This is a genomic window from Gramella sp. MT6 (assembly GCF_019357415.1).
In the GTDB taxonomy this organism is placed as follows: Bacteria; Bacteroidota; Bacteroidia; order Flavobacteriales; family Flavobacteriaceae; genus Christiangramia.
In genome coordinates, this window is sequence record NZ_CP048410.1 from 253,317 (window position 1) to 267,400 (window position 14,084).

General features: G+C 39.5%; 8 protein-coding genes. All 8 read right to left on the reverse strand.

The window, feature by feature from the left end; translation table 11 throughout:
• Positions 1-21 precede the first annotated feature (21 nt).
• Positions 22-1,827: a family 43 glycosylhydrolase gene (locus G3I01_RS01175; RefSeq protein WP_219550377.1), complete on the reverse strand. Its 1,806-nt coding sequence runs from the start codon at positions 1,825-1,827 to the stop codon at positions 22-24.
• 38 nt (positions 1,828-1,865) lie between these two features.
• A complete protein-coding gene (locus G3I01_RS01180) occupies positions 1,866-2,678 on the reverse strand; it encodes a prolyl oligopeptidase family serine peptidase (RefSeq protein ID WP_219550379.1) in 813 nt (270 codons plus the stop codon).
• Positions 2,668-4,050: a glucoamylase family protein gene (locus G3I01_RS01185; protein WP_219550381.1), complete on the reverse strand. Its 1,383-nt coding sequence runs from the start codon at positions 4,048-4,050 to the stop codon at positions 2,668-2,670. The genes G3I01_RS01180 and G3I01_RS01185 overlap by 11 nt, the downstream gene beginning before the upstream one ends.
• Positions 4,051-4,067: 17 nt before the next feature.
• Positions 4,068-6,239 (reverse strand): glucoamylase family protein, encoded by a 2,172-nt coding sequence (locus G3I01_RS01190; protein ID WP_219550383.1) that lies wholly within the window; start codon positions 6,237-6,239, stop codon positions 4,068-4,070.
• Between the two features lie 3 nt (positions 6,240-6,242).
• Complete coding sequence (locus tag G3I01_RS01195; protein ID WP_219550385.1) at positions 6,243-7,619, reverse strand: glucoamylase family protein; 1,377 nt, start codon at positions 7,617-7,619, stop codon at positions 6,243-6,245.
• A gap of 123 nt (positions 7,620-7,742) precedes the next feature.
• On the reverse strand, positions 7,743-9,461 hold the full coding sequence (locus tag G3I01_RS01200) for a LamG-like jellyroll fold domain-containing protein (protein WP_219550387.1): 1,719 nt from the start codon (positions 9,459-9,461) through the stop codon (positions 7,743-7,745).
• Between the two features lie 6 nt (positions 9,462-9,467).
• A complete protein-coding gene (locus G3I01_RS01205; RefSeq protein WP_219550389.1) occupies positions 9,468-11,045 on the reverse strand; it encodes a RagB/SusD family nutrient uptake outer membrane protein in 1,578 nt (525 codons plus the stop codon).
• A gap of 11 nt (positions 11,046-11,056) precedes the next feature.
• The gene (locus G3I01_RS01210) at positions 11,057-14,068 is read right to left on the reverse strand and encodes a TonB-dependent receptor (RefSeq protein WP_219550391.1); all 3,012 of its coding nucleotides are present in this window, start codon (positions 14,066-14,068) and stop codon (positions 11,057-11,059) included.
• Positions 14,069-14,084: the final 16 nt, after the last annotated feature.

The window sequence follows — 14,084 nt, forward strand, 5'->3', positions numbered from 1 at the left end:
ATAATTTATTTGGTTCTTCTTTTACTTTACAAGGATGGTATCTGTTTGCTCTGAAATACCATTTTCATTAAATGCTTCAATACTGAAGTAATACTCGGTATCACGGTCGAGGTTACGCATAAAATGTTCATTTACATCATAGACTAGCCAGGCCTGGTATAGTTTATCTGGAGCAATGCCCCAGCGGATATTATAACCCTGAGCTCCTTTTACCGGCTCCCACTCCAGGGAGGCATCTCTTCGATCCTCCTTTCGGTCAACTTTAAAGCCTTCAACCGTGGCCGGTTTTTTCCCGAGGCCTTTTCCAAAAACCCTTATTTCAGATAAGGCCAGGTTATTTCCGGGCACCTCAATATTGTTATATCGAACGTATTTTGCTTTTACAGGCTTATTCAGAGGCATATAAGCATTTGGAGCATCTTCGTAGCTATTACTTCTGTCTACAACTGTTTTCCAATTCTTACCATCTTCTGAAACTTCCAAGGTAAAACGGTGACGTAATCCTTCAGTTCGCGTATAAATTCCTGATTCCTCATCATGAAAATTCAGTTGAAAGGCATAGATATTTCCAGGAGAAAGCATTTCGATCTCCACCCATTGGTTATTATCATTAGCTTCGGCAACCCAGAATGATTTAGGGCTCTCGTCGGTTAAAACCTTTGAAGTAATTTCACCATTGTCGTTCTTTTCCAGTGGCATTTCGGTAATGTCATAGTCACCGTCTGTCGCCGTACTTTTTCTTATCTGAATTGCTGAAGATGATACTGTAGCCTTCCCCTCATAAGAAAGTAACATCCAGCCGCTATGCTGACCGGCCTTAGTTGGATGATCTGGGCCAAACAACGGGTAATCACCATAACTTGTATCTGTATACATCAGGCCTTCCTCATCAAAATAAGTTGGAAACATGCATAAACGACGTTCCCAATGAGAATTAGAAGCCAGGGCCATCGTGGCAAAATGCCAGTATTGACCATTGGTTTGCTTTACCGTAATCCCGTGACCGGCACCATTGGTGAAACCTCCGGGCTTAAAACTCATGGGATTATTCTTCATATATTTAAATGGTCCCAGTGGAGTTTCTCCAATATAAGCGGCATCTGCATACACATTGAATTGGGTACCCGGCGCGGCATACTGCAGGTAATATTTACCATCATGTTTGGTCATGGAAGCGCCTTCCATATATCCTTCTTTAAGGGTTGGATGATAATTATTTTCCCCAAAGCGCTCCCAACCGTGTTCTTCTTCAACCAGGTTGATCAATTCTTTTTGAACTCCGGTTTCCAGAAATCTATCATCCTTATCCAGCATTTTCACCTTTAAAGGATGAACATTAGAGGATCCCCAATACAGGTAGGTTTTCCCGTCGTCATCTATAAACAATTCTGAATCCTGAATATTATTAGAAATCGAAGCAGTTGGTGTCCATTCACCACTTTTTGGGTCATCGGTATACAGGATACTTCCGTAACCTGCAGGATCCCCGGCGAAATATACCAGCGAATCCTTGTAGTTAAAAGCTGTAGGTGCATTGGAACCTTCAAAAAACCATTGTTTAGGTTTAATGAATTCCCAGTTGACAAGATCTGTAGAATGCCAGTACCCGAAAGAGCGGGTCACGAACATATAGTATTCCCCCTGGAACTCAATGACCGCAGGATCTGCACCAGAACGATAGGAAATATTCTTACTGGAATTATACACCATATAGGTATAATCTATATCCAGCGGATTTATATAAGTTTCCGGAATCACTTCTTGTGAATTAACCAAAATAGCGACCAACAAAGCTACAGACGTAAGTATATTTTTTAAACTCTTCATTAATTTCTTGCTTCAACAACTTTTAGATTGTGGGACTTTTAATAAGTATTTTCATTTCGCTCTTTTGAGAACAACCATGGTAATAGATAGGGTTCCGAAAATGCTGAATCCCAACTATTATGATTATCATCGGGATACAATGTAAGTTTGGCATTTCCGCCATTATGATTAATCTCTCTGGCCATTCTTTTCGAAAATCTTGGGGGTACTATATCGTCTTTCTCTCCATGAAAGATCCAGATATTAAAACCTTTTGGATAAGTTTCAGCAATTTCAGGATTCGCTCCTCCACAAATGGCAAATGCCGCGGCGAACATGTCAGGCTTCTTATAAAGTATCTCGTAAGTTCCCATTCCACCCATAGATAATCCTCCTACATACACCCTGTCTTTATTTACATATTCCTGGGCTACTACAGAATCCATCATTTTCATAACAAGATTCAATGATTTGGTGGGTTCTTCTTTATTCCTAAAATCGAACTGAAAGGGCATGGTGTCTCTTTTCACTTCCACTTTCGCCCAATAATCCTCCTTTGGTGCCTGTGGAAATATGACAATAGCCGGGAACTTTTCACGGTTTTCCTCATTAAGAAAGACATCACTTCCATGTACCAATTGTGCTTCGTTATTATCGCCACGTTCTCCTGCCCCGTGTAATACCAGAACTACCGGATATTTTTTGGTTTTCTTGAAATTGTCCGGAAAAAGAACCCTGTAATTAAGGGTGTCATTTTCAGAAATGAATTGTTCTTTTTTAAAATCTTCTTTAGACTGAGCATTAATATTGAAAGGCGTCAATAATAAAATCAAACCTAAAGCGATCAGTAAATATTTCAATCTATTTTTCATACTTAAATCCTAATTTTTCTAATCCGTTTTTTACTTCAGGAGCTCCCATAAAAAGGTCCCAGATAAGTCCAGACCTGTAATTTTCTATCATGACTACCATAGGCCCCTGATCTATTGCAAGGTATTTTTCAGCTACCCAAGGCTCTCCCTCAAGGCTAAAGGCATCGTAAAAACCTGCTGGTCCCCAGAGAAGTTCATTTAGATCTGTAAAGAAATATCTCATCGCAGCCATAGATTTCTCAGGAGTGTAAGGAATAGAGCTTATTGCCGCAGTTGGAGAAACTACTCCACGATCACTATCTGGAGAATGAGCAGCATAACCTATTCCACCGTCCTCATTTCTGGAATAGCTGGCAGTTAAACCCCAGGAATTTGGTGCATAGGTTTCATAATTGTTTGGATTTTCCTGGGCATATTTATAATTAATAAGACTATGATTGACATTGAGATCCCAGTAATTGGCATATTTGTCTGAAAGTCCTTTTGGATTTAGTCCCAGGTAGGAATAATGCGCCCAGAACAGAGGTCCACCTTTATCACCATTTGTATTATGTTTTAGAATTAACGGAATACCATAAGCTTCCTTATCTGTAGTGATATTCCCACTTCTTGCCCAACCATCGTGATAAACTTCTGGATCTATAGCGTGATCTGGGGAAGAGGCGGCCATTACATAGGTGATCAAACACTCATTATAACCTTCTATCATAAAATCCATTTCCCATTCATATACCGGGGACCAGTGCCAGTATATTCCATCTTTGTTATTAGTATACCAATCCCATTCTATCCTCTTCCAAAGTTCATCATATTTTGAGGCTACAACCTTCTCTTTTTTTGAACCATTTTTAAGGTACTCCCTAACTACAATGAATCCCTGGGCTAAAAAAGAGGTTTCCACAATATCACCTCCATTGTCCTTTTCTCCAAAAGCCTGCACTTCACCGGTTTCACCGTTTAGCCAGTGTGACCAGGCTCCATGAAATCGTGGGGCTTTTGCAAGAAAATCTGCGATCTTATCAAGTCTCGCCACGGCAGAATCCCGCGGAATAAATCCTCGTTCCATTCCTGAAACTATTCCCATGAGTCCAAAACCAGAACCACCTGTAGTTACTACATGAGAATCATTTTTAGGGTAGTCTCCATCTGGATGATAGCGCTCACGGGCCATTCCGGAATTTGGTTCAGCAAAATCCCAGAAATATTTAAGGGTCTGCTTCTGGACTGTATCCAGAAGTGCTTCTTCTGAAAGTTCCTGTTGCTGATTAGCATCTTCAGCTTTCCCCTGTTTTCCATCTTGGTCATTCCTGTTCTTACATGAAGTAATGAGGAGTCCGCCAAAAATTGTTATCAGTAAATATCTTTTGAACATGTTAGTTGTAGGGTTTTTTAATAATCTTTATTCTTATCTAAAGCCTTAATCGATTTTAAAGCTTCTTGTACTTCTTGATTTTTCATGAACAGATCCCATAATAAACCGGTTCTATAATTTTCTATCATAACGGTCATTGGTGCCTGATTCAATCCCATATAAATATTGCCTACCCAATCTTCAGAAAGATTATAAGCATCTCTGAAACCATATTCTCCCCATAGAAACTTTCCATTGTTCCTATAGAAATTTTTAAGGGCGTCCATAGATTTCTCTGGGGTGTAAGGAAAAGAAGCAATAGCACCAGTTGGAGCGATGGTTCCATCGTCCTGAGAAGGTTTTGCCTCTCTGGCCTTATAGCCCTCAGGGCCATCACTGGCAGTAAGTCCCCAGCTATTTCTTCCGTAGCCTTCGTAACCACCCGGGTTTTCACAACTGTATCTATAATTGATCCGAACGATATTCTTATTATTTTCAAAATAATTTACATATCGATCCTCCATTCTATGTGGATCTAAACCTAAAAATGAATAATGGGTAAAAAACAACGGACCTCCAACTCCAACTCCAACTTTTAAGGGAATTCCAAAATATACTTCTTCATTCTTGTATAATGAACCCGAATTAGTCTCTCCCCAGTTTGAACGATAATCTTGTGCTTTTTGTTCCTGACTTGCCCAACCGCTATAATACATTGCGGGATCAATGCCGTGATCTGGTGAAGCAATAGCCAAAAAATAGGTTATCAAAGTCTCATTCCAGCCAATAAGTTGATGATCTATCACCCATTCCTGGTCTGGAGACCAGTGCCAGGTTAAGTATTTATCGTTTTCGCCTTTTTTGAACCACTCCCAATCTACTTCTTCCCATATTTTAGTGATCCTTGTTCGCAAATCATTCTCAGCGCTATTGTTTTCTGAAAGATATTGCTTAACGGTAAGCAGCCCTTGCATTAGGAATGAGGTTTCAACAAGATCGGCTCCATTATCTTTATTTCCGAAGAATGGAACAACCTTACCAGAAGAGCCATCGATAAAATGAGAGTATGCACCATGGAACCTATCAGCTTTTTCAAGAAAATCAAGGATCTTCTCCATCCTAGGGACGAACTGATCCCTGGTAATAAATCCTCTTTCTGCTCCCACCACCAAGGCCATAAGACCAAAACCGGAAGCACCAGAAGCTACCATATTTTTACGCCCGGGAATATTTTCAAGCGCCAGCCCACTATATTCTTCTGCCCCTTCCCAATAATACCTGAAAGAAGCTTCCTGAACCATAGTTAGTAATTCTTCATCACTCATTTTCTTCATGGAGACCTGTACGGGTTTAGACAATTCAGATTCAGAATAACCATGGCCAATTGCACTAATTTTATAGCTGTATTCCTGATTGGTCTTCCCGGTAAAATCTGTATATCTTGAATAATACTGAGTATTTTGAATACCTACAGGTTGGTAATCGCTTCCGTCTTGAGACCTGTAAATTTTTACATATTTAACCCGCGCAGGATCCACCTTTTCCCAAGTGAGATCCACATGCATTTCATATGCTTCAGCTGAATTTATTTCTACTGCCGATACCGGGATATTCCTTATTTCGGAATTTATAAATTCTACCTGATCAATGAGAATTTCATGATCGCCGGAAGCACCCTTTAACTGTGAAAACTGAATTGCAGATATATCGGAAACATCTGAAGAATCCAGTCCGAATTCCTGCAATGGAATCCTTAACTGTAACCAGGTTCCATTTTGAAAGTCCTGAATGTAATCTGCAATTTTTTTAGTTTTTGAAATGGAATTATTTCTTTTGATAGCCAATTCAGGAAGATCTTTCAGTTCTGTATTTGATTTTACATAGAACCAAATACTCAATTGATCTGCTGGTTTGAAAAAATCCTTTCCTCTCCATTCAGGAAATACAAGGTCTACATTCCAGTTGGCCTGCGGCGAAGATGTGTAATTCAATAAAAGACTGTTCCCAGGCGTTAAGGCATTTTCATCGTGTACTGGTAATTTATCTTCAATATTTAACACAAAGGCAGGTGCCTCATATTTTACATCACTATAATACCAGCTTTCGGGCATTAAACTATTTTCAAAAAAGATCTTATCATAGGTGGTTTCCTGGGAATTCAGGAATAACGGGAAGATTAATGAAAATATGTAAATCGAAAGTGGCTTCATCTATTAATAAGTAAATCCAAGTTTATCCAATCCAGCTTGTATCTCCTCATTTGCCATAAAGAGATTCCAAGGCAACTGGGTTCTGTAATTTTCGATCATCGCAACTATTGGCCCCTGATCTATTGCCAGGTAACCATCGGCATACCAGTTATATTCTTCAGAAAACGCGTCATAAAATCCCATTTCTCCCCAAAGTTCATCCCCCTGCTCATCATAAAAATATCTGAGTGCAGCCATAGATTCTTCTGGTGTATAAGGAAAAGAGGATAATGCGGCAGTAGGAGTTATTACTCCTAAATCATTAGTAGGGCTATGTGCCGCATATCCTTCTCTGCTATCTGAAGCGGTTAAGCCCCATGAATTTTCACCGTAACCCTCAAAATTCTTAGGATTATCTACGCAGTAATTATAGTTTATCAAACTATGAGCTTCATTTTGCTGCCAGTAATTTGCATACTGATCCTGCAGATTTCTTGGATCCAGTCCTATAAAAGAGTAATGACTAAAGAACAATGGGCCGCCAAAACTTGGCCCCATTGGTAAATTGATATTATAATGGCTTCTACTGGTTACAATTGAACCATTGGAAGCCCATCCCTGGTTATAAACCTCTTCTGAAACTGGATAAGTAGGTGAAGAAGCCGCCAGAACATATACAATTAGTGATTCGTTCCAACCTTGGATCTTAAGATTTATGGCAAACTGATTAGAAGGTGACCAATGCCAGTAAAGTACATTTTTACCCTGGGTATACCAGGTCCACTCAACATCTTCCCAAATATTGGTGACCCTTGAATTGATCTCATTTTCTTTTTCTGAACCATCATTGAAATATTCACGGCATATCAGAAGGCCTTCTAAAAGAAAAGCAGTTTCCACCAGGTCACCGCCATTATCCAATTCACTAAACGGTCTGGTTTGAGCCGTACTTCCTAAATACCAATGTGAAAACGCACCATGATATGTAGGCACGGTTTCCAGAAAATCCAGAATTTTATTCAACCTGTCTGTAGCTTCTTCGCGGGTAACCCAACCACGTTCAACAGCTGTGGGAAAAGATGCAAGGCCAAAACCAGTACCTCCAGTAGTGACTATATCATCTCCCTGACCGCCGTAAGCCTCGTCTTGAGATCTCTCACGGGCCATACCGCTATTAGGTTCTGCAAAATCCCAGAAATATTTAAAAGTTTGTTCCTGCACGAGATCCAGCAATTCATTATCGGTAAGAGTTTCTTCTACCGGACCATCATCTGTAGGGCCGTCATCTGAGGTTTCAGGAATATATGGTTCCTGATAACCGGGACCGGAATCATCTGAACAGGAGATTAGCAATAAAAATCCTGCCAGGAAAATTACTTTAGAAAGGTAGATTTTGAACATAATTAGCTGTTTCTCCGCACCATTATTTTTTAAAATAAGGGGGCAGAAATTATTATTCTAATGAAAAATATTAGGTTAAATAAATACCCCGGGCAAAAAGCCCGGAGCTTTATTTATAAGGATTTATTGAGCCATACTGGCTTCAATTTCTTCTTTAGTCAGAACTTTATTATAAAAAGTCAGTTCATCCATGTAACTGGAATCTGAAAGGTGTCCCCATTGCGTAAAGCGTGGAGCTCCAGACATGATCGAAACCAGGTCTGTTCCTGTCCAGTCTATTCCTGAAAAAGCAGATTCTTTTACAACCTCGCCATTGATGTATACCGTGGCCGCTGAGGATGATATGGTAAATGCGATATGCACCCATCCTGCATCGTTAGCTACATCTGCAGCAGTACCACCATCAACCCAGGTATCGGCATTACCATCACCTACATTCAATTTAAATCGCTGAAATCCTTCAGCACCATTTTCTCTGAAAAATCTAAATCCGGAAGTTCTATTATTCTGTTCATCAGGATTTTCTGTGTCTTCCGGTCCAATCACAATAATACCAGCACGGTCTGGACTGGCATTTACCTTGTACCAGAAAGTCGCACTAAAAGTTGGACTTAACAATCCTTCAGAAGGCATAGTTAAATAAGAACCTTCAGCTCCCGCATAGGCGTTTGAACCTTCAACAGACTCTCCAGCAAATCCTGGGTCACCTACTACTGTAACTTCCCGGTTCGAGGCTGAATCCTGGTATGAACCATCAAATGAAAGTTTTAAAGTTTCAGATGAAGCATTGATCAATCCCTGGATCTCCTCCTGAGAAAGAGCAGCATCAAATATTCTCAATTCATCAATACCACTGCTATCATATTTGTGATCCCAGTAGCTAAAAGTTTCACCACCTGAACCAATAGTTAAATTCTCAACTCCGGTCCAGTCTATAGAAGAACCAGCCATATTTCCTGTATTTACAGGATTACCATCGATATAAAGCACCGTTTCTTCAGCAGTAACTGTAAAGGCTATGTGTACCCATTCATCTTTTTCTGGATCCAGGGTTCCTCCGTCATTCCATACTTCTCCGGTACCAGTTCCAACATTCAGCTTAATCGTTTGCTCAGCAGCACTTCCTTCGCGGAACAATCTGAATCCCTGTGTACGATTCTCATCTGCACCTGCTACCAATATCCCGGCACGGTTAGGATCTCCACTAACCTTATACCAGAATGATGTTGTAAATTCTGAACCTACAGATCCATCAAACGGAATGTTGATATACGAATCTGGAGAACCAGTGTATGCATTAGAACCTAAGAAAGATTCTCCGGCAAAACTTAGATCACCCGTAACTTCTGCACTTCTAAGGGTCATGAGGTCTACATAGTCCCCATCGAAAGGCATATATAAATATTCATTATCAAATTTTGGGGTATATGGTGGCTCCTTACTGAAATTCACAGTTTTGGTGGTCACATTTCCTTCAAGATCTGTTGCCGTAACGGTTACGGTATGGTCACCATTCGCTATATTATCAAATACAAGTTGTTCATTAACGATTCGGTAATCTTTGAATTCGCTCATAGAAGCGATCATATTACCGTCTACCATGACTTCAACATTATCGACCTCGATATCGTCTTCTACCTTGAATTTTATATCTATGCTGGTAACCTCTTCAAGGACTTTGATCGTGTTACCTTCCAACGGAGCAGTAATGGTAACTTCTGGAGCACCCTGATCCGGTCCCGGATCTACTTGTGTAATTGAATCTATCCCATCATATTCACAAGCAGTAAATAGCAGTATTAATGAGAATAAACCTAAAAGTTTAATATTAATATGTTTCATATCTAATTAATTTAATTGTCTCAATACGTTATTCATCGCAGTATTTCTATCTACAGGAGTAGCATTTAATGGAAGCGCATCTACCTGAGCCTGTGGATAAGGAAGGTATTGATCTCCTGCAGAGAATGATCTACCGTCATAACTTAATTCATCAGTATTACCTAAACGAATCATATCATAATAACGAATTCCCCATTCCATAGCCAATTCAGCGAATTTCTCATCAAGAACATCTTGCTGAGTCACACCTGAAATTGGAGATAGTCCTGCTCTCTCTCGTACCAGGTTAACAGCCGCATCAGCAGAAATTGCCGTTGCGCTTGCACCTTGAGTGATAGCTTCAGCGTACATTAATAGTATTTCTGCATATCTTATAACGATCATATTTTTACCAGCACCATAGTCATTTCTACCGTCGGTTAATTGAACTGATGGTAAATAATGCTTTCCACTGGCAAATGAAGCTCTGGCATAATCATTAATAATATCACCGGAAGGAGTAGTATTGCTTACAAAAGATGGCACGGTGTAACCATCATCTTCTATTTCAGCAATTCCACTGTCTGTGAATAAAACTGAAGTTTCAAGACGCACAGTTTCGTCACGATCTATCATGAATTTAATGAACTTCAAACTAGGCTCATAGAATCCCCAACCACTACTGGCATTTTCTCTTTCCGGGGTCCAGTTTTGAGGTCCGAATGGTGCATATAAGTGATAAACGTCATCACCTGTGGCAGATCCAAAATCTGAATATTGCATTTCAAGTAAACTCTCATCACTTAATTCTCCCGGTTTTTTAAATAACTGGTAATAATCTGGATACAATGAAAACTTCCCTGAATTAATAATAGCACCGGCAGCATCTGCTACTCCCTGATAATTCTCCAGTTCCTGGTAAGCCAAAGCTTTTAGGGCATATGCCGTATATCTGGTAACACCTCCAGGAATATCTGTACGTTCGTTAGGCCTCGCATCTGGCAGGTTAGGAATCGCCATATCCATTTGATCAATAATGAACTGCATTACTTCTTCTTTGGTGGCGACACCATTTTCAACCTCTGTACTTGGCTGGTTAGATGTAATGATAAAAACGTCTTCCCAAACACGTGCTAAGTTGAAATGAAACCATGCTCTAAGAACACTAATTTCAGCTATATACTGGTCTGCTCTTGCAATATCATCTCCTTCAGCAAATTCTTTAAAATTTTCTACCTGAAGAATGGCTGTATTCATGTTCACAATATCATTATAATGTACATTCCATAACGAGTTGTACATCCAGTAATCCTTGTTATACACATATCTATCAGTATCAGAAAAAGGTTGTTGATCACCTTCTCCTCCAGCATTCACATCGTCTCCTCTTACACCCAGTAAAAGCGGTTCTTCCCAACCTCTGGTAACAAATTCATAATAAGCACCAATAACAGGATCTATCATATCATCTGTATTGGTGTAATCAAGGTCACCTGTATTCAACTGACCCTCTTGCGTATCCAGCTTGTCGCTACAAGAAATGGTGGTAGCTAGAGCAAGTATGGTGAATACGCTAAGAATAATTGATTTTTCAATTCTTTTCATATCGCGTTTTTTTAAATTTTAATATTAAGTCCTACGGTGTACACAGATGGAATTGGATAAGTTTGTCTATCTACTCCATTCGGTACTTCAGGATCAAAACCATTATAATCAAAGAAGGTAAATGGTCTCTCTGCAGTAAAATAAACTCTGGTTTGCGGAAGAGCTTCAGATTGAATAGTATATCCTACCTGGATATTCTGAATTCTAAAGAAATCTCCATCCTCTACCCAGAAGTTACTTAAACGTTGGTTCCAGGCTTTACGTAAGCCTGCAGACGAAGGATAAGTGTTACTTGTACCTTCCCCGTGCCATCTGTTTATAGCAAGATCTGCATCTATATTGGTATCCTGAGTAAAGATGATCTCTCCTCTTTTTCTATTCAGGATCTTATTTCCGGTCTGACCATAAAAACTCATGGTCATATCAAAAGCTTTGTAGTTAATACCTATATTCCCACCAAAAGTGAAATCAGGTAGGAAAGATCCAAGAATTACACGGTCTGAGTCATCTATAACTCCATCTCCGTTTTGATCCCTATAAATAAGGTCTCCTGGTACAAGGTTATTTTCTACGGCTACAGGATCTGCATCGATCTGTGCCTGATTTTGATAAACTCCTATCCTTTCATACCCATAAAACGCAAAAAGTGGGCCACCTTCCTGGGTTCTTTGACGAAATTCAGCACTACCAGAGTCGATATAACCTCTCTCATCTTCAATTTCTAAAGCTTCATTTTCTAAAGTGGTAAAGTTTGCTCCAATAGAATAGCTGAAGTCATCTGAAACCTGTTGGTTCCAGTTAAGATTCAACTCTAATCCCTGGTTACGAATAACTCCCGAATTCTGGTCTACACTTCTATTAATAATAGGAATAAATACAGGTAGAATGGCATCTTCAGTATCTCTAATATAATAATCGGCATCAAGAGAAAGTCTGTTATCAAACATTTCCATGTTTATACCGAAGTTCAATTCTTCGATAATCTCCCAGGTATTATCTGAAAATATACTGGTAGAGGTGATACCACTCCTTGGCTCATCTCCTAAAGCAGCAGTAATTACCTCAATGGTGTTAGAACCATCACTGGCTGCTACGTTATCATTACCTAATTTACCCCATCCGGCTCTCAACTTAAGGAAATCGAAAACTCCATTATTTTCCATGAAATTTTCTTCACTTATAACCCAACCTGCACCTATTGAAGGGAAGTAACCCCATGGGTCCTTGGTAAACTTTGAAGAACCATCTGCTCTAAAAGTACCATACAACAGGTATTTATCCTTGAAGTTATATGCAATCCTTCCAAAATAAGAAAGACCATAATACCTTCTTCCAATTTCTGATACATTATTATTGAATGATTCAGGATCTGCAAAATCCAGGTACCAGCTTGATTCAAGTCTGATCCCGGCGATATCCTGTCCAGTTGCCTCGAACTCATTGGCAGCTTCATCCCTATAAGATGATCCCGCCATCACGGTAAGATCATGGTCTCCAAACTGGTCGTTATAAGTCAGGATATTATCCCAGTACTGGTTCGAGAAGGTATTATTTTCTCTCCTAATACTTGACCTTCTTTCGACGTTATTCCCTAGTAAGTAGGGAAGATCAACATATCTTTCTTCTAAAGCAGAAAGGTTATGACTATAAGTAGTCTTAAAGTCAAGCTTTTCCGGAATTATTTCATATTGAAAATAAATGGTTGCCAGCATTTTTCTGATTTTCAGACGGTCCTCATTATAGGTCATATCTGTAAAAGGATTCTGAGTACCACGATATCCTAAAATCTGGGCATTAGAATATTGAATTGGAGAAGCCTCTGTATTTAAAGGATCTATTACCGGCATGATCGGAACCGCGAAGTAAGATTTAAACCACGCAGCATTCTCAGGTGCATACTTAGTTGCATTACTGAAAATAACATTCACACCAGATTTAAAACGATCTGAAATATCTACGTCTACTTTAGAACGCATATTAAATCTCTCATACTCATTCTTCATATCCAGAATACCTTCCTGGGCAAAATAGTTAGTACCTATTGAGTAAGTAACCTTTTCTGCACCACCGGAAACTCCTATACTATGGTTCTGGATAATACCATCTCTTAGAACTTCTTCATACCAGTCTGTATTAACATCTGGAATATTAGGATTTATCCGGCTACGTCCATAACGCTGAATAGCATTGTTCACAAATTGCTCATCTGCAGCTGAACCAGATTCAAGAGCCATAGTAACAAATTGTTCTGAATTGGCCATTTTTACAACATTCTGAGCTCTCTGAATCCCAGTATAACCATCATATTCTATTTGAGGTTTCTGATTCTTTCGTCCAGATTTAGTTTCGATGATCACTACCCCATTTGCTGCACGTACACCATAAATAGCAGAAGATGAGGCATCTTTTAGAACATTTACAGATTTAATATCCTTGGTGTTCAGGAAATCAATATTGTCATATAAAGTACCATCTACTACATATAATACATTCGTCGCATCATCCTGGAAAGTTCCAAGACCTCTAATTCTAACTGTTGGTGAATCTCCAGGAGATCCTGCACTCACGATCTGGACACCTGAAACTTTACCCTGAAGGCTTTGCATGACGTTAGCCGCAGGGGTTTTTTCCAGTTCTTCAGAATCAAGGGAAGCAATGGCACCGGTTAGATCTCTTTTTTTCTGTGTACCATAACCAACAACGACCACTTCATCTAATTGTCCCGCATCTTCCTCAAGGACTACAGAATAATCTGAACTAGTGGTCACTTCTATCTCCTTATCAGAGAATCCCAGAAAAGTTACCGTAAATACATCTCCGACTTCAACATTTTCCAAAGTAAAATTTCCATCAAAATCGGTCACGTCAAAGATATCCTTACCATTAACTTTCACTTCTGCTCCTGGTAGGGGTACCTCATTGGCACTAATTACAGTACCACTAATAGTTTTGGTTTGCTGTGCATAGGATAGTCCTGAGAAGACTAATAAGAATACACTAGCCAAGAATAGTTTTACATTCATACTAATTAGGTGTTTT

What these genes read in the sequence shown, in the direction of transcription:
- G3I01_RS01175 (WP_219550377.1), bottom strand. Translation starts at nt 1,827, where the DNA reads ATGAAGAGTTTAAAAAATATACTTACGTCTGTAGCTTTGTTGGTCGCT.
- G3I01_RS01180 (WP_219550379.1), bottom strand. Translation starts at nt 2,678, where the DNA reads ATGAAAAATAGATTGAAATATTTACTGATCGCTTTAGGTTTGATTTTA.
- G3I01_RS01185 (WP_219550381.1), bottom strand. Translation starts at nt 4,050, where the DNA reads ATGTTCAAAAGATATTTACTGATAACAATTTTTGGCGGACTCCTCATT.
- G3I01_RS01190 (WP_219550383.1), bottom strand. Translation starts at nt 6,239, where the DNA reads ATGAAGCCACTTTCGATTTACATATTTTCATTAATCTTCCCGTTATTC.
- G3I01_RS01195 (WP_219550385.1), bottom strand. Translation starts at nt 7,619, where the DNA reads ATGTTCAAAATCTACCTTTCTAAAGTAATTTTCCTGGCAGGATTTTTA.
- G3I01_RS01200 (WP_219550387.1), bottom strand. Translation starts at nt 9,461, where the DNA reads ATGAAACATATTAATATTAAACTTTTAGGTTTATTCTCATTAATACTG.
- G3I01_RS01205 (WP_219550389.1), bottom strand. Translation starts at nt 11,045, where the DNA reads ATGAAAAGAATTGAAAAATCAATTATTCTTAGCGTATTCACCATACTT.
- G3I01_RS01210 (WP_219550391.1), bottom strand. Translation starts at nt 14,068, where the DNA reads ATGAATGTAAAACTATTCTTGGCTAGTGTATTCTTATTAGTCTTCTCA.